We start from the raw sequence: 23,336 nt of genomic DNA on the forward strand, positions 1-23,336 counted from the left end.
TTTACATATGAACGGTTGAGAAATGGGGATAGGAGTGTAATCTGTCATGCTCTATATGATGTTTAGTTTATTTGAATTATGCAGCAGGAGGAATTTTATGTTTTTGAAACAAATAGGGGATAAAAATATGGAAACAAATAACGAAATAGTTATGGAGAAAATTGTAGAAGATTTGTTAATGGTTTCGATCAAATTGGATAAGCAGAATACCAAAGATTACTATAATTATTGGAGATTAACAAAAGCAAAAGGAGTTCCACCATTAGAAATAGGAATAGACAGCAGCGATGGCAGTATTCAAACAATCGTATTTTATATTGAATCTACTTTTTTCGTCAATTTCCAGAAATGGAGAACGAATCAAGAAAATAAAGGGATCATATTAACGGATATATCTATTTTTAAAAAGGAAAATGATTATATTGATAATGATAAACCGTATTATCTGTTTTTTAAAGATAAGGATTTGATATGTAGTTTTAAAAGAGATTTTCAACCTGAAGAATGCTATAAAAATAATCGAATAAAAGTATATATAAGTGCTAATCAACTAATTGGATTTGCCGTGTCTGGTTTAAGCGATAGAGAATTTGAGAAAATAAAATCAGTTTAAAGTGAAACTTCCTTCAGTGGGGGGGGGCGACGCACAACTCTTTACGATGGGACGAGTAATCGCAGCAATGTTGTCAGGTTAATCAACCGCTCCAGGATGTGCTAATACAGCGGTCAGTCATTAATAATTGGAAAGAGAAAATGAAGGAGTGCTGAAATGGTAAGAATAAAATCTAATAATCCCAAACTTACTTTGAAAGAATTGGTGACTTTTGAAAGTAAAAACAATGTCAATTTTCCCAATGATTATAAGGAGTTTTTACTGGAACATAATGGAGGTTATCCTGATAAGTCTATTGTTAAAATTAGGGGAAATGAGGAGCAGTATGAGAGTATACGAAACGTTTTTATGGTGTAGGGGATATGTATGATAATCTCCAAAAAATATTGATTTTTTCCGATGAATTGCTTGATGTTGGCTTTGTTCCAATAGCTGATGATCCAGGAGGGAATCAAATATGTATCGGGGTATCCAAAGAAAACTTTGGGGATTAATATTTTTGGGAACATGAATTAGGTAATGAAAATGAGTTAGATAATTTATTCTTTATATCAAGTAGTTTCCAACTTTTCTTACATGCTTTATATGATTAATTTTTAACATAAATTCCATGGACTTTAAGGCATTAAATAATGTATGGGCCGCCTTTTTAATATCTAACCCAAATTGAAGGGGGGTTAAGACAATGGATAACAGTTGTATTGAAAAAACAATGCATAGGTATAATTGCAGGCAAATAAGCAAAATACAAGATTTTATGCTATCTGAAATGGATGAAGATAATTTACAGGAGACATTGGATTTTATTAAAAGTAATGATATGGAAAAGAAAAAGAAACATAAAGATATATTGTATCAAGGTAATGACTATAGAGGTTTGTTTGTAGAAGGGAACCAGTATTTAATTTCAAGTACAGAAGACACAGTTTTCATAATCGATAAAATCAGCGAAGAAAACGGTGTCAGAAAAGAACAAACCAGGATTCTTATTCCAATCATGGATTTTGTTTATTTAATAAGCAATAAAGAAAAGGTCATGAAATGGATAGAAAATAATCAGAGTGAAATGTAACGAAAGGCTGATGGTAAAAAATGACTGATTTAGAGGGTGTTTTTAAGGTTCTAAAACAATTAAATAAAAAATATGATAATAAGTTAATTTCATCAGGAGAACTTAAGGAGGAAACAGCTAATATTAAAGAACTACCTCAGATAAAGGAAAAGTTAATAAAAACATTGGATAACTTAAGCCAGCTAGACGACAGAAAAGAGATAAAATCAGAATTAATACAATTACATTTAATTGTAGGAGAAATGGAATGGCAAATAGATCAGCTGCATGAGATAATTAGAAATACTATTGAAGAAATTTAATTATATTTTTTAAATAATAAACAGAAATAGCGGTATCAATAGTTCTAATATCAAGCATTTGAGGGGATTGTTATGGAAAAATGGATACCATATGAAAAAATCAATATAGAACATGGATATGTCATAGAGGAAGTAAAATTTACACATGGAGAACTATCCATTTCTTTAGAGAAAGATTCATTAAGAAAGGAAATCCTTTTTTCGGATATTTATGGATATAAATATACAAATGAAAGCGGGATAATTGATAGATTAAGCAAAATACCTGCTGAAATATTGCGAAAGAATAAGATTTTCCTTGTAGAAGAATCAGCGTATAAAAATGAATATGAATACCAGTCTTCAGGTACAAGACCAGTGCACAATGTTCAACATTTTATTTTGTTAGATAATATAGATAATATAGTAGAAATATTAACTGTTTCAGTGCCTCTGATAAAACAAAATAAATCGTAATTCTAAAGCGAAAGGATCAACAGTCAATAGCTTTGATAGTTAAACGTGTAAGCTATTGACTTTTATTAGTTATCTGGATAATTGTTGAATACGAAAAACAGAAACCTGTTAATAATAATAGCATTTGCAGACTTTTGCATCTGGATGATGCCAAGACCATATTTGACGGAGCTCCTCCCATTACAGAGAGACTAACTTATAAATAACCTTCCAAACGGGTTGAAACTGCTTGATACTTTGAATGGAGGCAACAAATACCTTAAAAGTCCTCTAAATCAGAAATTTCATTTAAAATTAGAAGGAATTTTATATGATAAAATGGTTTTTTTCATGCCTTAACTCCCCGCCAAAACACCTTCCACATCGACTCTCCATGACTTTCAATAATATCCATATTATAATAGCTTGTTTCATAAGATAAACCGTCTAATAACCCATAAAAAGCACGTGCAGCTTCTTCTGGAGAAACGTCTTCCGTAATATCCCCATCTGCTTGCGCTTTTGTTATCTCTTCTTTAAAAACAGCCCTTGCTTGTTCTTCGCTCTCACGCAATATTTTTAAAACCCGGTCCTCAAAGCCTTTTGGAGGGTAGGAGGAGAAACGGTTATAAAATTCAATACTGCTGTCATGGTTGGCCAAGTCTTTTACGTGTGCTTGAAAAGAAAAGTACAATTTCTCTTGAGTGGTTTGTCCATTATTCTCAAAGGTCGACTTCACAAACTCTACGTAATCTCCAGCAATTTTTGTTGTCACATCGAAAAATAATGCTTCTTTACTGTTGTAATGTGTGTAAAGAGAAGATTTCTGCAGGCCAACACGATCAGCGATTTTTGTCATGGAAGCGCCATGATAACCAAGCGTTGCAAAAAGCTCCATTCCTTCGAGTAAAATTTTTTCTTTTGTGTGCATGATGATTCTCCTTTGACAAAGTAATTATTGTAAGGTAAAATTTTTCTGGAAACGAACGGTCGGTAGGATGTGTTATTTCTTATTATAAAGCATATATCTCTGCGTGTCATGTGAAAATAAAGATAATGCTTTGTTTATTAATAAAAAAAGTCGGAGGAAAGATAGTTATGGGAGCACAACCTTTATTTAAAAATCGTACATTTGTGTTGCTATTTGTTGCTGGTATTTTTGGCGTTGTCAGCTTCAGTATGTTTTTGACAACAACAACTTGGTTTGTTGTCAGTGACAGCGGATCAGCCAGCTCTTTAGGGATTGTATTAATTGCTGCTACTGTGCCGAGAATTGCGATGATGGTTTTCGGCGGTGTTGTAGCAGACCGTTATAAAAAAACAACGATTATGTTTTTAGCAAATTTTGTGCAAGCAGTTCTTTTGCTTGTTTTATTTATCCTTATGCAGAATGAGGCATTATCACTTACCTTACTGTTATTAATTGCAGCTGGTTTCGGTATGCTGGATGCTTTTTTTGGCCCGGCAAGCTCCTCTATGATTCCTAAAATTGTAGAGAAAAGCCAGCTTCAGCGAGCAAATGCTTTATTCCAGGGTGTTGACCAGATTTCATTTGTAGCTGGTCCGATTCTCGCAGGGATACTAATGGAAACTGTAGGTGTGAGTGGCAGTTATTTTATAGCGATGATTTTAGCATTGCTTTCTGCAATAATTATTTATCCGCGCTTCATTAATGAAGGTCCAGTTGCTTTGCAGGAGAAGCAGAAGCCGGTCAAGGAAATTAAAGAAGGTCTGGCGTATATTCGTAACTCAGGCTTTCTTTTGACAGGGTTAGTCGTGTTAATTACATTGAACTTCTTTGTATTTGGAACCTTGCATATTGCGATTCCATTTTTAGTGGAAAGCTATGGAGGCTCCCCGCTTAATTTAAGTTATATGGAAGCCAGTCTGGGTATCGGCTTGGTGGCCGGTACAGGCGTTTTAAGCACCGTGTTAGTGAAGAAGAAAGGAAAGACCTCGTTATTCGGATTATTAGGGGCACTTATTGCATACATTATCTTTGCGATTGTTCCTAATCTGACGTTATTAACAATCGTTGTATTCTTTATTGGATTTTCGATGTCCTTTGTATTTATTCCTTTCTTTACAGGTGCTCAAGAGCAAGCAGAAGACTATATTATGGGAAGAGTTATGAGTATTATCTTCTTAGCCATGAATGGATTCGATCCAATTGCTTATGCACTTGTGTCCGGATTATCTGCAGCTAACATCCCGATTCAAGCTATTCTTTTAAGCTTTGCAGCGATTGGTCTGATAATAACAACCTTCTTATTTAAAAAAGCAAAAACCTACCAAAGCATGTAAAATGGTGGACTAAAAAACCTCTTATGCAATTTGCCGCATAAGAGGTTTTTCCATCATACAGTCATTTCTAATTGGTTTCTACGCCATTTTCCAATAAAAAGAACAGACAGGGTAAGAATATTAAGAAAGAGAAGTTGTCCATATTTTAAAGAGGCGACAAGCTGTTGCACGAATGCTTCTTCTAACAGCATTTTCCCGGCTGTCCATGCAAGCAGCCCGGCCCCGATATAAATAATGATGGGAAACCGCTCGATTAATTTTAAAATTAATTCGCTCGCTGTTAAAATGATCGGGATACTTAAAATAATACCGGCAATGATTAATAATAAATCACTATCAGCGATGGCAGCGATGGCTAGTACATTATCTAAGCTCATGATCACATCAGCAAAAATAATAATCGTAATTGCCTCCCGTAAGGAATTACCGCTTTTCATCTGGCTGTGGTCTTGTTTATCAACCAATAATTTATACGCTACATATAACAGGAGGCATCCGCCTATTAACTGGATAAAAGGCAGTTGCAATAGATAAATCATGATAAAGACGAAAAGGATTCGAAGTGCGATTGCTCCAAATGTTCCCCAGCGAATGGCCCGTCCTTGAAGATGTTCAGGAAGGTTTCGGCTTGCCATTGCAATCACAATGGCATTATCTCCACTTAATAAAATATTGATAAGGAGAATTTGTCCGACGATCTGTATAAACTCCAACATATCTCTCCTTTCCTCATCAAGTTATTGGTTAAGTATATGAGCTTGTACGAGGAATCAGAACAGGAGAATGGGAATAATGGACAACGGATAAAGGGAATAATCCACTTATTAAACAATAAAAATCCCTTGTTCTTTATTGAAAAGAAAACAAGGGATTTGAACTATATGTACATACATGCCTAGAAGCCTTTCAACAATACATGAAGAAAAGCTTATCAAGATACAATAATTAAAAATAAATGCTTTTGTTAGATAGAGGTCACAGTACCCTATTTTAAATTTCTAAATCCGTTGAAGATATGTAAAGAAGCTTAAAAAAGAAAAAATGATCAAAGCTTTGTTAATCATTAACTATCCGAACGAAGACGTGCATAAATGCCGTTTCGTCTGTCTAAATCCAACTTTAAACCTGCATATGGGTCAGCGTGAAGATTTTCTTTGATCCATTTTCGTAATGCAGTAATAATTTGTTTAGTAATTAATTCCTGTTTACCGGATGACGTAACGACTTCTGCTGAAAATCCAGTATAATCATCATAAAATAGTTCTACCTGAACGTCATCTGCTTTCGTGTTCTGTTCCTCAGCAATGTACATACATATAGCAAGCACAATATCCTCTTCAGGAATAATAAGTTTTGCCATACCTTAAAATCCTCCTGCATATGGTTGCAAGGCTAATTTAATGTCAGCCTTAGCGCGTTGGTGCTGATTCTATCTTACTATAAACGACCTATTTATATGAAGTGGGAAGTGCTTATCATGAATAATTTAAAATAGGAAGTTCTGCATAATTATTATATCACGGTCTCATTTATTGCACTAATAAGAGAGACGTTAATCATATAAGCATAGAGATCATGCTGTTATAAAGTGAAACTTCATTCAGTGGGGGTTTTTCGACGCACAACTCTTTACGATGGGACAAGTAATCACAGTCCAGTCCCAGCCAGTTACACTGCGATAAAAACAGCTGCACTTAGTTGGTAACAGCTGCTTCTATAATGGAAAAGGATGCTTGATTACAATCGATTTGAGCTAATCTTCCATAGGGAATGGGAGTCTTCGGTTCGGTATGCCCAATGGAAACATTATATAGAACAGGGAGGTCTGTACGCCCATTCTCTGCTAAAACAGACAAAATAACTTCCTTGTATGCTTCATAATGGACATCTCCATGTGGTTTAGCAAAAATAATTCCGTTTGTTTGCTGGAGTATGCCTTGGGCAGCATAGTTCCGCAGCCATCTTTTTATTAAGTCCGGGTCGGTCTGTTCTTCTGATGTTTCAAAAAAGAGAATACTGTTTTCCCATGCTTCCTTCTGTGGCCAGATGGCTGTCCCTTTAGCAAACTCAAGGACTTCGATACAGCCGCCAATAAGGTTTCCTTTAACGATGCCGTTTCCTTGCAGCAGTTCATAACCTTGATTAGGAAGCATTTTCCTGGCAGTGTTTTTATTAGAAATATCCCACTCCAGGAATTCACTTGTCCATTTTTCCGGTGCAGGAATATCACCAGCTGCTTCCGCTTGAAAAAGCAAGTTGTGAATGGCTTTCACCGTATAATCATCCATTGCAACATTTTCTGCAAAATCGGTCATGATTGCTGGTCCGTAAAAGGAGGATAGACCGGCATAGAAGCAGAATAAATGGGAAATTGTCGTATCAGAAAAACCCATAAAAATCTTTGGGTTTTGACGAATAACCTCAAAGTCCATATAAGGAAGCAGTCGAATACTGTCATCACCGCCAATATTAGAGATAATCGCTTTGATTTCAGGATCTCTGAATGCTGTCATTAAATCTTCTGCCCGGGCTTCGGGGTGTTCAGCTATATAAGTCTCTCCTTTTAAGCTGTTAGGCATGGGGACAACTTCAAGCCCGAAGACAGTTTCTAAGCGTTCTACACCCTGCTGGTAACGCCACTTTAAGGCAGGTTCACCAGCTCCTCCCCAGGAAAGGCTGACAGTCGCTACTTTATCTTCGGGAGATAATTTTGCTGGCTGAATAAGCATAGGGAATACTCCTCTCTGAAAATAGTATATCTTATGTATTCGCTATTTATTGGAGAAATCCTTTTTCTGTTTCTTATAAAAAGAGCCCGTTTTCTTCTTTCTTCGCCTTAAAACAGCTGCATAGATCAATAAAGCTGTAACGATGAGGACGCAGCTATAAATAATAAAGCTGGATCCGATAAAATCCCGGAATTTCGTCCCTGCTATGTGCGCTTTATAAGGTTGCCCCTCAGGATAACGAACAGGAATGGAAAAGTGATTTTGAGAATATATACGAGAAGAGACTTCTTTAGAAATAAAAATTTCTTCATCCCCATCTTCTGCATAAAAAGATAAATGTAAATAATACGAATCTCGACTAAAGCGTCCGGTATTACGTTCGTGTGCTGTGTCGGAAATATAGGCTTCAACTTCAATTTGATCACCACTATAGGATTGAACAACACTAATAATAGACTTTCCCATAAATACATATGTCATTAAAAATACCAAGCATAAGATTCCTGACACAATAAATATAAAAAATGTAGCACCCTTCTCTCTCCATTTCTTAAAGAAAGGGATATGACTAATATTATAAACAAGAAAACCTAAAGGGTAGATACTAAAGACGATGATAACAATAAGATGCTCTGTTATTTGTGATTTCTGATCCTCATCTGTTATACCAGAATCATTCTTCGTGATCGTTTCTCCGGCATCCAACTGTTCAAATTCCTGTTTAGTTAATAAAGAAATTTCTTGATCAGATGAATGACGAGTGAGCTGAAGAAGCGCTTCGTCTTCTAACACAGCATAATATTTCAAGCTGCCAAATAAATCACTGGATACGGTTTTACCAACAGCCGTCACTTCTTTTTCTTCTCCATCTTTTCCCTCGAATAATTGATATAGATTCTTTGATTCATCTGCTATCACCGTAATACAGACAATGAAAATAAGAATACCAATTGCATATGCGCCAATTCTTTTTAGTAAATCCATGTGTCCCATCCTTATCTGCAAGAGTTTCAAAAAATATTGTAACATTTCAAGAAAAGATGTATGTGTTATAGGATTATTTTTCCTGCTCAAAAACTTACAAATGAAAATGAGAAGGTATTTATCATTTAGATTTATAACTTAACTTTCGGACCTAAGAATAAGCATATATATCTTGCTAATTCAGGATTATCATGTTCTTGATTATTTTTGATTAAATCAGCTTTTTTTGAACGAACGATAGTGCATAGCTTCCGCTCCGTCCAACCACTCCGCTTTCCATGTGGACGGCTTCAGCTAACTTGAAAAGAAACCCGCTTTTCAAGTGGATCTTCAGCTCGCCCTGTTCCCATAGGAGTCTGCGTGGTTGGACTCCGCTTAATTAGGATTCTACAGCGAATATAAGAAATAACATCCTGTTGGGGTGGACGAAATAGTATCTCTATCGCTTGATGACACGATCATTCCGTTATTTCAAATGGATGGTTTAGCAGTTCGAATCATGACAGCATGAATAATTAACATCAGGAATAGCTTTCATGCACAGAAAGTAATCTTGGCGGAACTTTTACCATGCAGCATAAAAAATATGTTCTGCATGACCTACTTTTATTTGTTCAGCTATTCCACGTATAGAACATCTAACTAGCGGAGGCGGGCCTTTTGACTCCTGAGGGATCAGCACCATCTGAAGATCCACTTTTGCCAAGCGCTCTTCTTGGCAAAAGTTAGCTGAAGAGCGTGCCCCTAGGAAAGCAAAACGGTCCGCCGCAGCGGTGCTTTACACCTCATCTTCTATTCTTGGTCAAGGAAGTTATCAAAAGAACAATCAACTCCTATCTCTATGGAAAGGAAGTGTCTTTTTAAGGTGGGAAAGTTGAGTTTATAATAAATTGAATGGTATTTTAAAATTATTACGGCTGTTTGTATGATAAAATTTGAATAGCCTTTAAAATAAAGATGGATAATGATTTCAATGTGAGAACTAGCAAAATGAGGAAGGAAATACCATGAATAAAATGCTTACAACCAATCAAGGATTATTCCTATTTAAAACGGAATTTGAACAAGAAAGTCTCAAAAGATCCGATAATTGCTACAAATTAATTTATTCGCTTGGCGGAAAAACGACATATCAGCTTTCACGTCAGGATATAACATTTCATGCTGATCAAATGCTGCTTTTAAATCCATATGATGCTCACCGGCAACTAGAGGTAGCGCATCATAAATTTTTAATTGAATTAGATCCGCAAATGGTAAATAACGCAGCTAAAACGTTGATGGACCATTCGGAAAATATTCAATTTGCACAAATGCCGCAGCAAACTCCGCAAATAACAAAGTGGGTGGCATTTATCTTGGATTATCTCCAAGGAAGGGAGGAAGACTTAGATAAAAGTATGGAAGTATTTCTGGATAATAGTTTTATACAGCTAGCTATTCTTCTAATGAGAGGAAGTGTGAATAATCAATATCATGATATCAACGAAGAAGTTTATCGTTCAGTGAATTTTCCGATTCGTCAGGTGATGGAAGCGATGAAGGAAAGCTATAATTCTAACTGGACATTAGATGATATGGCTGCAATTGCCCAGTTAGATAAATATCGTTTTTCGCATGTATTTAAAGAAAAAGTAGGCGTTTCCCCATTTTCATGGCTGCAAATCTACCGTATTCAACGCAGTTTGGATAAACTTCAATTTACCAATGCTACGATTCTGCAAATTGCCATGGAAACTGGTTTCTCTTCCGTTTCGATGTATAATCGTCTATTCAAGAAACTGTATGGAATGACGCCGAGCTATTTTCGTAATTCAAGAAATACATAGATTCCAGAAATAATAACCATACAAGCTCCGCATAAGATGAAAATAGTACTTACTGGCATCAAATAAGATAAAATTCCAAAGAAGCCTAAAGATATAAGATTAGAAAAATAAAGCAGGAAGGCATTGAAGCTGAACCCTCTTCCCAGCTTATCTGACGGAATATATTTTTGCAGCAGATAAATCCTGGATAATCCGGAAAGCGGTACACCAACTGCTATCCAGATAATCCCTAAAAAGATTAGTGGGATTTCAGACAACCAACCTAAAAAAAGGATGCCTATTCCCCAGATAAATGAGCTAATAATATAGGTTCTTAGCGAAAATTGTTTGAAGATATAGGGAATAATTAAATTCACGATAATCACGATAATTCCAAAGCACCCAGTTATCAGGCTGTACCATGCTTCTGCATTTTTGGTCGTTTCTTGCAGCATTAATAGCAGCCCGACTTGCCAAACCCAGGTGTTAAAGAAAACAATAAAAGCTGTCAGCTCAAATAAGGAACGGATGGTTTGATGAGAACGGAGCCATACGGCGAATTCCCGGACAGCTGGGAATATATGAAATTGCTTTTTACCTTTTTGCTCTTCCTTTAAGGGAATAAAGGATAGAAAAAGAGCGCTTAATACATAACTGATTGCATCCAGGGTGAAAAAGTGGATCACACCAATTGTATTCATAAAGATAATACTGAAAACAGGCCCTAAAACAGTCATTCCTCTTGTCACTGTATCTACTAAACTATTTATTGCCGCTCTTTCCGTTTCTTTCGTGATAAGTGGAATAATTGCTCTGTGTGCCGGGTTATATAAGCATCCACATAAATGAATTAATACGCTTACGATAATTAAATGATAATAAGCAAGCTGATTTGTAAAATCTAATAAAACTAACCCGATTAAGAGTGGAGAACGAACTAAATCGATACGAATCAACCATTTTATTTTCGTAATCCAGTCAGCAAGAACCCCTCCGAATAATCCAAAGAGTAAGTATGGCACAACCTGTGCAATGGCGATTCCCGTGGTATGCGCATTAGATGCCGTTAAATCATAAGCAAGAAATAAAAGTGCCATGCCAGTCATTACATTCCCTAAATTAGAGCTGGCAGTGGCAAGTAAGTAGTTTCGGACATGTTTATTATTTTTTACGATAGATAAGTACATTTGATATAACCTCCTATGTAGAAAGGTTATACCGTATTTTGAATTTCATCTGTACCAATGTTGCATAATAAAGCAGCAATATCGATTGTATTTCTTCCATTTTCCTGCTCTATCGTGCAAAAAAGTAGAAAGGTTGGATAGACAATAAATTGATTCATGGTAAAATAAAGAAAACGGATACGGAAGATGGGTGAAGCAGATGGCGCGCTGGTGGAGAAAAATAGCAGTTGTATTTATAACAATTTTAACGTTGGGTATTTATACACCGACGAATCTTTTAGAAGTCGATGCAGATAAGCGGGCTAACAGCAGTGTATCTTCTTCATCAGACATCGATGCAGCATCTGCTGCCGGGGATACCACCCAATTATACATTATAGAAGATCCAAGAGAAGCTTTTCTGGAGAATCTTCATGAAGAGGCGAAAACATTGAGTATAGCAAAGTTTGGACCAAGAATTGCAAATAAGCTGGAGGACGAATTTACGGTTATGATTTTACCGCAAATGGAAAAAGTGTTGGCTGATCTTGTCGAGCAGTCTGCGATGTATAAAGACGTAGCTATCACGGAAAAACCATCAGAAGGATACGGAGAACGCATTTTTAATGTTTCCAATAATAACACGAATGAAACCTTAGCCAAATTTCATGTTCGCCGTGAAAACAGACCTATGGAAGGATATTATTTTAATTTCCATTACCACTTAAGCGAAGATGGTTTCCAAAAGCATTATCATATGGGCGATATTTATTGGAATAAGAATACACCACCGAAATGGATGGCATGAGGCCAAAAACATGGGACTGGGACTGCGGTTACTCGCCCCTCCAAAAAAATATTTATAGCTATATTTATTTTAATACATGAAGAAAGGCAAGGAAGCGTACAGCATCTCCTTGCCTTTTATCTATTTTATCACGGAGAAGCGCCCGTAAAACTCCCACCTCTAAATAAAGAGGGAGAATAAATTTATTCAGGCGGGAGATAACGGGCGCTAACTCCCTGAATGAAGTTTCGTTTTATAATAATTTATTCGTTTCTTCTAAATAAGCTCCAATCTTCCGGTCAAAAACAACCAGATCTGCATAATGATCTAATGGTGTTTTTTCCTGGTTCACAATGACCAGCTTGGCGCCATTTTGTTTAGCGATTTCCGGGAATTGATTGGCTGGTGTTACGGATAGGGAGGAGCCTAAAACAATAAATAGATCAGCTTTCTTTGCATGTTCAAAAGCAGCAGAAAAGGCTTCCTCAGGGAGCATTTCCCCAAATAATACGATAGAAGGTCTGAGTATTCCACCGCACGAACAGTGATAGTCTTCATTTATATAAGCAGAGCTATCATATATTTTTCCGCAGCTTTGGCAATGTAGTTCTTGCAAGGTTCCATGGAGTTCATGAACATGCTTGCTGCCTGCAGCTTGATGAAAACCATCTACATTTTGTGTAATAATGGACTGAATCAGCCCATTGTTCTCCCAATCGGCAAGAATTTGATGGCCTTTATGTGGACCGACTTCTTTTACACCCAGCACACGATCTCGATAAAAATTGATAAAATCTTCAACGTGATGATTTAAAGCATCTACGCTTGCAATCTTGCTCGGGTCCTTTTTTCTCCAAATTCCTCGATTTGTTGAGCGAAAATCAGGCAGCCCACTCTCTGTGGACATTCCTGCACCAGTGAAAACAACAGTGTGTTTGGAATCTTTTAACCATTCATGAAGCATCGAGACCCCTCCTCTTCTATATGTTTTCTATTATACATGTTGTTAGAGCTATATGCGACTAATATTGACAGTTAAAATAGAATATGGTATTACATGTATAGAGGTTAGCACTCTTTGAGCGAGAGTGCTAAAAACAGAAAAAGGAGAGGAAATGTCATGGCAAAGCGCAAGTTTAAAGCGGAATCACAGAAGTTATTAGATATGGTAATTAATTCAATCTATTCCCAGCGGGAGGTTTTCTTACGCGAATTAATCTCAAACGCGAGTGATGCAATTGACAAAATTTATTATAAAGCATTAACAGATGATTCTCTAACATTTGACCAAAGCAACTATTATATTAAACTTATCCCGAATAAAGATAAGCGTACATTAACGGTTGTTGATACGGGTATCGGAATGACAAAAGAAGAGCTGGAAAATAACCTTGGTGTCATTGCGAAAAGTGGTTCACACACCTTTAAATCTGAAAATGAAATTAAAGATGGCCATGATATTATCGGTCAATTTGGTGTTGGTTTTTATGCAGCATTTATGGTAGCGGATAAAGTAACTGTACTTACAAAGTCAATTGACAGTGAAGAAGGATATAAATGGGTTTCTCAAGGATCAGATGGTTATACAATTACCCCAATTGATCGTAAAGAAGTAGGAACAGAGATTATCCTTGAAATAAAAGAAAACGAAGAAGAAGATAATTATGATGCATTTTTAGAAGAATCTACCCTGAAACAAATTGTGAAGAAGTATTCTGATTTTATTCGCTATCCAATTAAGATGGATGTTACGGAAAGCAAATTGAAAGAAGGAACAGAAAATGAGTATGAGGATATTATTGAAGAACAAATACTCAATACAATGGTTCCGATTTGGAAGAAAAATAAGAGTGAATTAACAGACGAGGATTACAAGAACTTCTATCAGGAGAAACGTTATGGATTTGATCAGCCGTTACGTCATATTCATATCAATGTGGACGGAACAGTTCGTTACAATGCTATTTTATTTATTCCGGAACAGGCTCCGTTTAATTATTACTCCAGAGAATATGAAAAAGGACTGGAGCTTTATTCTAATGGCGTATTAATTATGGAAAAATGTGCAGACTTATTACCTGACTACTTCAGCTTTGTGAAAGGAATGGTGGATTCAGAAGATTTATCCTTAAATATTTCCAGGGAAATGCTTCAGCATGATCGCCAATTGAAAATTATTGCGAAAAATATTCAGAAGAAAATAAAACAACAGCTTCTTAGCCTGCTTCGTGATGAACGAGAAAAATATGAAACATTCTTTAAAGCATTCGGACAACAAATTAAATTTGGTGTTTATAGCGATTTTGGTCAACATAAAGAAGAACTGCAAGACTTGCTTCTATTCTATTCTTCCAAAGAGAAAAATCTGGTAACACTAGAGGAATATGTAGCACGTATGCCGGAAGATCAAAAATATATTTATTATGCTTCTGGAGATTCCAACGAACGCATTGAAAAATTACCGCAAACAGAAATTGTGGCAGATAAAGGCTATGAAATTCTTTATTTCACAGATGAAGTGGATGAATTTGCGATTAAAATGCTGATGCAATATCAAGATAAGGAGTTCCGTTCAGTTTCTAGTGGGGATCTTGGTATTGAAGCAGATGAGAAGGAAGAAGAGAAAGAAGAAACAGAAAGTCATAAAGAGCTATTTAAAGCAATGAAAGAAGTACTTGGCGACAAAGTAAAAGATGTACGAGCTTCTAAGCGCCTAAAATCACATCCTGTTGTTCTTGCTGCAGATGGTGAAATTTCTTTGGAAATGGAGAAAATCATTAATTCCATGCCGGATAATCAGCAGATTCAGGCAGATAAAGTGCTGGAAATCAATGTGGATCACAGTATTTTTAAAGCATTGGAAGCAGCGCAAGGGAATGACCAAGATAAATTAGCATTATATACAAACCTGCTTTACAATCAGGCATTATTGATTGAAGGCTTGCCAATTGAAGATCCAGTGGCGTTTACGAATGATATGAGTAAGATTATGGTTTGATGGAGAAAACATCGTATGGAAGGGGAGTGGACCTTTCATACGATGTTTTTTGTACAATACAACAAGAGAGCACGAAGAATACAAAGTCTCAGGCGATAAAAGAATAACGGCGAAGTCAAAGGAACTTCGATGAAATCCTTCACATCCTTATACAAGTAAAGAATGATCAAATACAAGTTTTCTTCATTTTTAAGGTTATGAAATAGTATGAATGGGGAATATGAATATTAAGTCGGGGTTACATTAATGGAAGCATAAATTCATCACTTCCTTTTTATCACGGAGAAGCGCCTGTAAAACTTCTGCCTCCAAATAAAGAGGGAGAATACACTTATTTAGGCGGGAGATCAGGTGAGCTAACTCCCTGAATCACTTAGGCTAATTCAGTGGAAGAAAAGAAAAACTCCGACTGAATGAAGTTTCGTTTCATAAAATTGATGAAAAAAGCTTAAAGCCTGCTCGTCATAGAATGGTCACATTTCACAAAAAAAGTGACACGATGTCATAAAAATAATTGACTTATGACATCGTGTCACTTAATATAGAATTACAGGACATGACAATGTGTCACATTTGGTTTTGGAGGAGCAGGGATATGCCTACATCAACATTTTTTAATCTAAACGACTCAAAACGGGCTAAACTGTTGCAAGCAATAGAACAAGAATTTGCGAGAGCTCCGTTATCGCAAGCCTCCATTGCGAATATTGTAAAGCTTGCTGGTATTTCAAGAGGAAGCTTCTACCAATATTTTGATGGTAAAGAAGATGCTTTCTTTTATTTACTAAAGCTTCATACAGATAAGCGCCGTGCCTATTTTTTAAATCTTTTGCAAGAAACAGATGGGGATCTGATGGCCTCTATGGATCAGGTTTTCCGGATAACGCTGGCAGAGCTGTCTGAAGAGAAGCATTTACAGTTTTTAAAGAATGCCGTACTGAATGTTACACATGAAGTGGAAGATTCGTTTACGGAGCTGTTCCTGGGAAAACATGATGAAGTAGATGCAATGAATCAAGTAAAAGATTTGGTTGATTTTAAAAAATTGAATGTTGACGATAAACAGGAATTTTTTCATGTCATGCAAATTTTAACGTCTGTCACATTTCGAAATATTGTGGATCAGCTATCCAGAAATCTTTCTCAAGAAGAAGCTCTGGAGAATTTCCGTATTGAAATGGATCTGTTGAGCAAAGGCTTATCAAAGGCAAATAAGGAAGTATAAAACGATGCTATTTGCACGAATGACGATGTCCTGGGATAAACACCCGAAAAGTTCTCTGATGATAGGAAGAAAGAAACTATATATAAATGGGGTATGATTAATGACAGTTACAATTTATGGTGCAGCATGTTCATCAACAAGAAAGGCAAAACAATGGTTTACGAAAAACGGAATCGAATATACAGAACGTAATGTAATTAGGGAGCCGTTGACAGTAAATGAACTGCAAAATATTCTTCGCATGACCGTGGAAGGAACAGATGAGATTATTTCGACCCGCTCTAAAATCTATAAAGATTTAGACCTGGATATCGAAGCATTGCCATTACAGGAACTGTTAGAAATTATTCAAGAATATCCACGTCTTCTGCGCAGCCCAATTATGGTAGATGCAAAACGATTGCAGGTTGGATACCACGAAGAAGATATCCGTCAGTTTTTACCACGTCAAACAAGAGAAAACCAATGGCTGCAATGGAGAAAGAATCATTTACGAGTTGCAGAAAGTTAATGAATAAAACAATGGTTTGAAAGCGCATTTTATGGCTCTTTTGAACACATACTTTAAGAATGATGAACTAACGGAGGGGACAATGCAATTTATTGCCAAACAACCGTATGTAAAAGTAGTCCGTCAAGTAAATGCATTAGAGCAAAAGGATACAGAAGAACAACGTTATATGTATCTTTATGAAGACAAAATTGTCACAAGGTACAGGGAATTTCCGATTGAGAATGTAATGGATATTTCGTATCGCCTTACTGGAAATAAGACAAAAGGAATGCTTTATCTACACACGCTTAAAGGAGTTTACGCCTACATTATAAAATCTTCACCCGAACAGTTTATCGATGCATTTAAAGCTCGAACACATAGTACCACCCATCGGGATTAAAGAAATTTAAAAAACAGCTCGAAGTTTTGAAATATCCTTCCTTCGGGCAAGTTTTACTGCTCTCAAAGCCTTAGCTCATCCCCAGAGCCAAATGGCTTTATCCATATGTATATGTAAGAAAGAAAGCTTGAGCAAATGAGATATTGCTTAAGCTTTTTCCTATGTGCGCCAGGCATGGCGACTATCTAGGTGGTGGAAATCCACTGTGGAGGTACACATCAACCAACCACTAGAGAAGCGCAAAGCATTTATCGTGAGGTAAAGGCTGAAGGAAGCGTGTATCAAAATCTTGGCTCGACGAACAGAAATCTGATACGAAGGCTCTGTAGGCGGATAAGGCTCCATAACAAGTCAAAATCCAAAAGATGTGCGTAACCCTGCAGAGTAAATTAGGCGAGTAAAAGAGGAAAGATAGTTGTCTTACCCTGGGAGGTCTCACGGACAGCTGAGGAGACCCCTAAAAAGAAAGCTGGTCGAAAAAGGTTTATCGTGAGAAGTCAGCCGATGCCGTAGTAGTGATGAAAATCATGAAGGGCTGAACAATTTATAGTGTTTCTACGCCATGAATGCACGAAGAATAAACTTCTGAATGTGTTAATGATGAAAGTATGAGCGTATCTCAGAGGATAGTCAAAAATAGAAGTGTTCTCCGTCACGTGAAAGGAAAGGAAGAAACGAGTGTGGAAATTTTAGAAAAGATTTTAAGCGATCAAAATATGAACGAAGCCTATCTTCGAGTGTACCGAAACAAAGGTGCAGGTGGGGTAGACGGCGTAACAGTAAATGAACTGAAAGCATACCTAAGGAAACACAAAGAGGAATTGCGAACGCAAATCCAGAAAAGAAAATACAAACCAATGCCAGCACTGCGCGTAGAAATTCCGAAAGAAAATGGAAAGATGCGCAAATTGGGTATTCCAACAGTGGTTGACAGAGTTGTCCAACAGGCAATTAGCCAAGTGCTCAGCCCGATATTTGAAAAACAATTCAGTGACTACAGTTATGGCTTCAGACCAAGAAGAAGTTGCGAAATGGCAATCACGCAAGTATTGGAATATATCAATGACGGATACCAGTGGTTGGTGGATATTGACCTGGAACGATTTTTCGATACTGTCCATCATGATAAGTTAATGCGAATAATCTCGCACACAATCAAAGATGGTGATGTCATTTCTCTGATACGAAAATACCTCGTAAGTGGTGTGATGGTCGATGGGAAATATGAAGATACAACTATAGGAACCCCACAGGGAGGCAACCTTAGTCCACTTCTAAGTAACATTATGTTGAATGAGTTTGATAAGGAACTGGAGGCAAGAGGTCTGCGTTTCGTAAGATACGCAGACGATAGCCTTATCTTTGTCAAAAGTGAAAAGGCGGCAAATAGAGTTCTTACTTCCATTACAACATTTATCGAAAAGAAACTGGGGCTAAAGGTAAATATGGAGAAAAGTAAAATCTCACGCCCTACGAAAACAACATTTCTAGGCTTTGGTTTTTACTATGACTCAAATAAGAGGAAATTTCAACCGAGACCCAGTAAAACGTCGGTTCAAAAATTCCAAAGGAAACTGCGCCGATTAACCAAGCGAAATTGGAGTATTTCCTTAAACGACAGAATCATCAAGTTAAAACAGGTCATGTATGGTTGGGTCAACTATTTTAGGGTAGCTAATATGAAGAGCGTTTTAGAGTCTATAGATGCGAAGTTGCGCTCCAGAATAAGAGTAATTATCTGGAAACAATGGAAGAACAACAAAAAGAGAATTAAATCTCTCATACAACTTGGTATACCAAAGGAAGAAGCCAAGGGGCTAACCTATTGTAGGAAAGGTTTCCGATTTACTGGGTTGTCGAAAGTTGTTCAGAGAGCATTGTCTAATAAAAGACTAAAGCAAAGAGGTATCCCCTTTGCCTTAGACCGTTATCTAAAAGTACACACTGAAATATAAATTGAACCGCCGTATACGGAACCGTATGTACTGGTGGTGTGAGAGGGGCGAAAAGTTATTTAGCTTTTCCCTCTACTCGATTATCCATTTAAAAAATTCGAATATAGGCAAATAACCAAAATTCGTCCTATTTTTTTGTTTGTGCATAAGCTGATTTTAGAGGTGATTGAAATGGTATATCTAAATCGGCAGGAGCGTATTTATACAGATGATATAAAAGGTGCTTCATCTAATCAGGAAATGTTTGTTTATGCACATGCCAGTGAGAGAGAACAGAAACAGCTGGAAATGCAAAGAGAGTCTGCAGAAGTATTACAGCAGCTTCAGCGGGATACCTTTGCAAAAAATCAGCAATTGGAGCGTATCGCGAAAAGATTAAAGGAAATGGATAAAAATAAAAAGCATCAGCAGGAAGTACAGGAGAAGGTATTAAAACGTTTAAATTTGCTTGATGAAAATGCAAATAGTGAGAGGAAACAGCTGGATCAAATTCTTGCTATTCAAGAAAGAACAAAGGCAGAGCGAGATGAGATGAAAGCTAACCAAGCATCGATTCTGGTTAAGCTTGAAAAAATAGATGAGGTAAATGAAACAATGACAAAAAAAGTGGAAGAACAAGGGAATAAACTGGATGATATTTATAATCAAAAGGGAGAAGAACTCACCGTACTTCATGAGAGACTTGATAAACAGGAGGCATGGCTTGAAAAAGTAATGCGGCAAGTACATGATTTGCGGGGGATTATTTATGAAAGAGCAGATGAAGTTATCAAGAAGCTTGAAAAAAGTATCCAGTTATTCGGGGGCAAGTGGAATGTTATCCAAAAAGACGATACGAAGTCTTCCAAAGAAACATTAAAGAAGTGAGCTGTCTGATAAATAGCAGCTCACTTCTTTCTTCATTGCATAGGAAATTATAGAATTATTGCCTTGTGGATAACTATTTATAGTAAAACAGCCACGTCCAGCTCCGAGCGCCAAAAACTAGGAGATTTCACGTCGCGCCCTACGATAAGTCAACATTGGTTCGTCACCTCACCGTGTTTCCTTTATCTCAAGAATAAAGGAAGTTCGACTAAAGTCGAACCACCCCCAAAAACCGGGGGCGCAATCTCTACGTTTTTAAACAGGCGCTCTGCGCTTTTGTTCTACATTATTCGTCTGTTTTATCCGGTAAAATTTGATCGTTTTCAGTAATGATGCTTTCTTCTTCAAACCCGGTAAAGGCAGCTTCATCTTCTGTCGTCGGCGCAAAGAAAGTGCCGCCAGATACGTCTTTCACATTGTGTACCACGATAAATGAACTGGAATCAATTTCCCGGATAATTCGTTTCAGCGTTATGAGGCGGTAACTTGGGACAATGATATAAAGTATATAATGCTGACGGTCTGTATAGGATCCGGATCCATTGATAAAGGTAGCACTGGACGACATGACTGTATTAATTTGACGAGCGATTTCTTTAAATTCAGGAGAAATAATCGTCACAGCTTTTTTAGAGTCAAATCCGCCAATGACATAGTCGCTGGCTACTTTGCCAATAAATAAAGCAATAATGGTATAAAGTGTGTAAAGAGGTCCAATGATAAAAATTCCAACCAATACGATAACGGCATCCATAACAAAGGTGGTAAGCACGACATTCCATTCATAACGCTGTGCGAGCAGCCGGGCTATTGTCGAAGTACCTCCAATGGAGCTCCCTGATTGGATGATTAAACCAAACCCGATCCCCATGATCAGCCCTGCAAAAACGGCAGCTACTAAAGGATCACCCAGAGGTTGAGTGACTAAATTTTCAGTTAAAAATATAAACAGAGATAGAAGTGGTACATTAATCATTGTTTTTATGACAATACTCTTGGGAAGAAATTTAAAACTGACTAGCTGTAATATAATAAAGGAAACCATTGTAACAATACCAGGTGACCATCCAAGAGAATAAAAGAGTAAAAGTGCAATTCCTAGGATACCGCCGTCTGCAATCTGGTTCGGCATGGCGAATATCGTAGTTGCCAGGGCACAAAAAATGGTGCCGATTAGTGCAAGAATGATTTGCTTCATTTCCTCAACCTCCAGTGATAAAATAGTTTTTCCTACCAATAGGAATCATACTATAATTATTCTGTGTGTAAAGCAATAAAGATAAATTACAAATACTGCAAGACGCAGCTGTTGAGAAAAACATTATATTAAGTACATATATCCCGGTATTTGCGATCCATTTACCCCAAATTTTTTCATACATATACTCTCATCGTCTATATACTAGGCTGTGGGTATATCTATCCAATCAAGAGTGAAAGTGATAAAATGAGAATAGTATATTATTGTAAAATAAAAGGTATGGTAAACATAAAAGCGATGATGATAAACAAGGTGGGAATAATATGATAACAACGAGTTTTCGTGATACGTGGGCAGAAGTATCTTTACAAGCTTTGGCGTATAATGTGAAGCAGTTTAAACAGCATATTCGTGAAGGATCCCGGTTTATGGCAGTGGTGAAGGCAGATGGATATGGTCATGGGGCGGTACCCATTGCCGAAGAAGCGTTGGCGAATGGAGCTGATTATATTGGTGTTGCATTCTTAGATGAAGCGCTTTCCCTAAGAGAAGCAGGGATTACTGCGCCAGTATTATTATTGGGCTATACGCCTGCCCATGCTGTTCATAAAGCCGTAGAACAAGATATCACCCTGACAGTCTATTCGGAAGAGACCATAGACGCGATTTGTCAGGCAGCAAAAACTTTACAAAAAAAAGCGAAAGTCCATATCAAAATAGATACGGGCATGACTCGAATTGGTGTGCGTACAGCAGAAGAGACGATCCATTTATGTCAGTCATTGGATCAGGAAGAAATAGAGCTGGAAGGAATCTTTACACATTTTGCAGAAGCGGATAATGGAGAATCGAGTGATTATACGTATCAGCAATTTGAAAACTTTCAGCATGTTTATCAGGCAGTAGAAGCAAAAGGGTACCCAATTCCAATTAAGCATTGCTGTAATAGTGCTGGGACCATTGCATATCCAGATATGCATCTGGATATGGTACGTGTCGGTGTTAGCTTATATGGTCTTTATCCGGAACCGCATTTAAAGGAAATCCTACCCCTGAAACAGGTGATGACCTTAAAAACAAAGCCTGTATTTATTAAAAATGTTCCAGCCGGACAATCCATCAGCTATGGCAGAACTTATACAACAACGAAGGAAACAAAGATTGCCACTTTGCCGATTGGATATGCAGATGGCTTTTCACGTCTTTTATCCAATCAGGGACACGTGACGGTTCGTGGAAAGGAGTGTCTGATTGTCGGGCGTATTTGCATGGATCAGACTATGGTGGATGTCTCTGATGTAGATGATGTTAATGAAAATGATATTGTCACCATTTTTGGCGAGCCGAGTGAGGGCTATATTTCTTTAGATGTTGTCGCAGAGCAAATGCAAACCATTCATTATGAAACGGTTTGTTTAATCGGTAAACGAGTACCAAGAAAATATGTGAAATAACATGATTGGATAGGGAGGATAAAGGATGACCCCTTTTACGGAAGAAGTTATCAAAATAATACGGAAGATACCCCCTGGAAAAGTCATGACTTATGGACAGGTAGCCAGAGAAGCAGGTAATCCAAGAGCGGCAAGGCAGGTTGTCCGGGTACTCCACTCTATGAGTAAAAAACATCAATTGCCTTGGCATCGTGTAATCAATGCGAAAGGCCAACTAGCCATCCCAAAAGAAGAGGCTAGTTGGGAGCAGCGTACTCGTTTGGAAGAAGAGGGTGTCCAAGTAAACGCCAGCGGGTACGTGGATTTAAACCAATACCAATGGTTTATCACGGAGAAGCGCCTGTAAAACTCCCGCCTCTAAATAAAGAGGGAGAATAAATTTATTCAGGCGGGAGATAACGGGCGCTAACTCCCTGAATCACTCAACTAATCATTCAGGGGGAGAAAAGAAAAAACTCCCCCTGAATGAAGTTTCGTTTTATGAGTTGAAGCGTTTTATTGTTTTCAGTTAGATGCCCATAAGCATCTAACTGTATTTCA

At 37.2% G+C, this 23,336-nt stretch carries 26 protein-coding genes; 17 read left to right on the top strand and 9 right to left on the bottom strand.

Annotated elements, in window-relative coordinates; genetic code table 11:
* The first annotated feature begins 97 nt into the window (after positions 1–97).
* The 6 genes from BN986_RS02560 (at position 98) to BN986_RS02580 (ending at position 2,443) form a co-directional block, all read left to right on the top strand.
* On the top strand, positions 98–613 hold the full coding sequence (locus BN986_RS02560; RefSeq protein ID WP_040978064.1) for a hypothetical protein: 516 nt from the start codon (positions 98–100) through the stop codon (positions 611–613).
* Positions 614–769: 156 nt separating this feature from the next.
* On the top strand, positions 770–970 hold the full coding sequence (locus BN986_RS26605; RefSeq protein WP_052400593.1) for an SMI1/KNR4 family protein: 201 nt from the start codon (positions 770–772) through the stop codon (positions 968–970).
* A gap of 5 nt (positions 971–975) precedes the next feature.
* Positions 976–1,107 carry a hypothetical protein gene (locus tag BN986_RS27840; RefSeq protein WP_262362430.1) on the top strand — a complete coding sequence of 44 codons (132 nt, stop codon included), beginning with the start codon at positions 976–978 and terminating at the stop codon, positions 1,105–1,107.
* Between the two features lie 191 nt (positions 1,108–1,298).
* Positions 1,299–1,685, top strand: a complete 387-nt coding sequence (locus BN986_RS02570; protein ID WP_040978065.1) for a hypothetical protein — start codon at positions 1,299–1,301, stop codon at positions 1,683–1,685.
* A 20-nt stretch (positions 1,686–1,705) separates the two neighbouring features.
* Positions 1,706–1,987 carry a hypothetical protein gene (locus tag BN986_RS02575; RefSeq protein WP_040978066.1) on the top strand — a complete coding sequence of 94 codons (282 nt, stop codon included), beginning with the start codon at positions 1,706–1,708 and terminating at the stop codon, positions 1,985–1,987.
* A gap of 72 nt (positions 1,988–2,059) precedes the next feature.
* Positions 2,060–2,443, top strand: a complete 384-nt coding sequence (locus tag BN986_RS02580; protein ID WP_040978067.1) for a hypothetical protein — start codon at positions 2,060–2,062, stop codon at positions 2,441–2,443.
* 328 nt (positions 2,444–2,771) lie between these two features.
* Here the strand turns inward: BN986_RS02580 and BN986_RS02585 are convergent, their stop codons facing one another.
* Entirely contained in the window at positions 2,772–3,353 is a 582-nt protein-coding gene (locus tag BN986_RS02585) for a TetR/AcrR family transcriptional regulator (RefSeq protein ID WP_040978068.1), read from the bottom strand.
* A gap of 167 nt (positions 3,354–3,520) precedes the next feature.
* On the opposite strand from BN986_RS02585, the gene BN986_RS02590 reads away from it, so the two are divergent.
* Complete coding sequence (locus BN986_RS02590) at positions 3,521–4,726, top strand: MFS transporter (protein ID WP_040978070.1); 1,206 nt, start codon at positions 3,521–3,523, stop codon at positions 4,724–4,726.
* A gap of 53 nt (positions 4,727–4,779) precedes the next feature.
* Here BN986_RS02590 and BN986_RS02595 read toward each other — a convergent pair whose 3' ends face one another.
* The 4 genes from BN986_RS02595 to BN986_RS02610 form a co-directional block, all read right to left on the bottom strand.
* Positions 4,780–5,439, bottom strand: coding sequence for a TerC family protein (locus BN986_RS02595; RefSeq protein WP_052400594.1), 660 nt, complete (start codon positions 5,437–5,439; stop codon positions 4,780–4,782).
* Between the two features lie 350 nt (positions 5,440–5,789).
* The gene (locus tag BN986_RS02600) at positions 5,790–6,086 is read right to left on the bottom strand and encodes a DUF2653 family protein (protein WP_040978072.1); all 297 of its coding nucleotides are present in this window, start codon (positions 6,084–6,086) and stop codon (positions 5,790–5,792) included.
* Positions 6,087–6,420: 334 nt separating this feature from the next.
* The gene (locus BN986_RS02605; protein ID WP_040978073.1) at positions 6,421–7,455 is read right to left on the bottom strand and encodes a S66 family peptidase; all 1,035 of its coding nucleotides are present in this window, start codon (positions 7,453–7,455) and stop codon (positions 6,421–6,423) included.
* Between the two features lie 42 nt (positions 7,456–7,497).
* Positions 7,498–8,439, bottom strand: a complete 942-nt coding sequence (locus BN986_RS02610; RefSeq protein ID WP_040978074.1) for a hypothetical protein — start codon at positions 8,437–8,439, stop codon at positions 7,498–7,500.
* A 1,007-nt stretch (positions 8,440–9,446) separates the two neighbouring features.
* On the opposite strand from BN986_RS02610, the gene BN986_RS26610 reads away from it, so the two are divergent.
* Positions 9,447–10,268, top strand: a complete 822-nt coding sequence (locus BN986_RS26610) for a helix-turn-helix transcriptional regulator (protein ID WP_052400595.1) — start codon at positions 9,447–9,449, stop codon at positions 10,266–10,268.
* Here the strand turns inward: BN986_RS26610 and BN986_RS02620 are convergent.
* Both BN986_RS02620 and BN986_RS27845 read right to left on the bottom strand, forming a co-directional pair.
* Positions 10,241–11,434 carry an MFS transporter gene (locus BN986_RS02620; protein ID WP_040978075.1) on the bottom strand — a complete coding sequence of 398 codons (1,194 nt, stop codon included), beginning with the start codon at positions 11,432–11,434 and terminating at the stop codon, positions 10,241–10,243. The two genes, BN986_RS26610 and BN986_RS02620, sit on opposite strands and share 28 nt — an antisense overlap.
* A gap of 26 nt (positions 11,435–11,460) precedes the next feature.
* Positions 11,461–11,592, bottom strand: a complete 132-nt coding sequence (locus BN986_RS27845) for a hypothetical protein (protein ID WP_262362431.1) — start codon at positions 11,590–11,592, stop codon at positions 11,461–11,463.
* A gap of 41 nt (positions 11,593–11,633) precedes the next feature.
* Between BN986_RS27845 and BN986_RS02625 the strand changes: the two genes are divergently transcribed.
* Positions 11,634–12,221, top strand: coding sequence for a YpjP family protein (locus BN986_RS02625; RefSeq protein ID WP_040978076.1), 588 nt, complete (start codon positions 11,634–11,636; stop codon positions 12,219–12,221).
* A 232-nt stretch (positions 12,222–12,453) separates the two neighbouring features.
* Here the strand turns inward: BN986_RS02625 and BN986_RS02630 are convergent, their stop codons facing one another.
* Positions 12,454–13,164, bottom strand: coding sequence for an NAD-dependent protein deacylase (locus tag BN986_RS02630; RefSeq protein WP_040978077.1), 711 nt, complete (start codon positions 13,162–13,164; stop codon positions 12,454–12,456).
* Positions 13,165–13,320: 156 nt separating this feature from the next.
* Between BN986_RS02630 and htpG the strand changes: the two genes are divergently transcribed.
* The 6 genes from htpG to BN986_RS02660 all read left to right on the top strand — a co-directional run bounded on the left by htpG (position 13,321) and on the right by BN986_RS02660 (position 20,141).
* Positions 13,321–15,198 (top strand): molecular chaperone HtpG, encoded by a 1,878-nt coding sequence (gene htpG / locus BN986_RS02635; RefSeq protein WP_040978078.1) that lies wholly within the window; start codon positions 13,321–13,323, stop codon positions 15,196–15,198.
* A gap of 595 nt (positions 15,199–15,793) precedes the next feature.
* Positions 15,794–16,423, top strand: coding sequence for a TetR/AcrR family transcriptional regulator (locus BN986_RS02640; RefSeq protein ID WP_040978079.1), 630 nt, complete (start codon positions 15,794–15,796; stop codon positions 16,421–16,423).
* A 100-nt stretch (positions 16,424–16,523) separates the two neighbouring features.
* Positions 16,524–16,934: a Spx/MgsR family RNA polymerase-binding regulatory protein gene (locus BN986_RS02645; RefSeq protein ID WP_040978080.1), complete on the top strand. Its 411-nt coding sequence runs from the start codon at positions 16,524–16,526 to the stop codon at positions 16,932–16,934.
* 82 nt (positions 16,935–17,016) lie between these two features.
* A complete protein-coding gene (locus BN986_RS02650) occupies positions 17,017–17,319 on the top strand; it encodes a hypothetical protein (protein WP_040978081.1) in 303 nt (100 codons plus the stop codon).
* 680 nt (positions 17,320–17,999) lie between these two features.
* Positions 18,000–19,274, top strand: a complete 1,275-nt coding sequence (gene ltrA / locus BN986_RS02655) for a group II intron reverse transcriptase/maturase (protein WP_040978082.1) — start codon at positions 18,000–18,002, stop codon at positions 19,272–19,274.
* 171 nt (positions 19,275–19,445) lie between these two features.
* Positions 19,446–20,141 (top strand): hypothetical protein, encoded by a 696-nt coding sequence (locus BN986_RS02660; protein ID WP_040978083.1) that lies wholly within the window; start codon positions 19,446–19,448, stop codon positions 20,139–20,141.
* 286 nt (positions 20,142–20,427) lie between these two features.
* Here BN986_RS02660 and BN986_RS02665 read toward each other — a convergent pair whose 3' ends face one another.
* Complete coding sequence (locus BN986_RS02665) at positions 20,428–21,339, bottom strand: YitT family protein (protein ID WP_052400596.1); 912 nt, start codon at positions 21,337–21,339, stop codon at positions 20,428–20,430.
* Positions 21,340–21,665: 326 nt separating this feature from the next.
* Here BN986_RS02665 and alr point away from each other — a divergent pair, with 326 nt between their 5' ends.
* Both alr and BN986_RS02675 read left to right on the top strand, forming a co-directional pair.
* Positions 21,666–22,796, top strand: a complete 1,131-nt coding sequence (alr, locus tag BN986_RS02670) for an alanine racemase (RefSeq protein ID WP_040978084.1) — start codon at positions 21,666–21,668, stop codon at positions 22,794–22,796.
* Positions 22,797–22,821: 25 nt separating this feature from the next.
* Complete coding sequence (locus tag BN986_RS02675; RefSeq protein WP_040978085.1) at positions 22,822–23,142, top strand: MGMT family protein; 321 nt, start codon at positions 22,822–22,824, stop codon at positions 23,140–23,142.
* The last annotated feature ends 194 nt before the right edge of the window (positions 23,143–23,336 follow it).

The organism is Oceanobacillus jeddahensis (genome assembly GCF_000750635.1).
GTDB lineage: Bacteria > Bacillota > Bacilli > Bacillales > Amphibacillaceae > Oceanobacillus > Oceanobacillus jeddahense.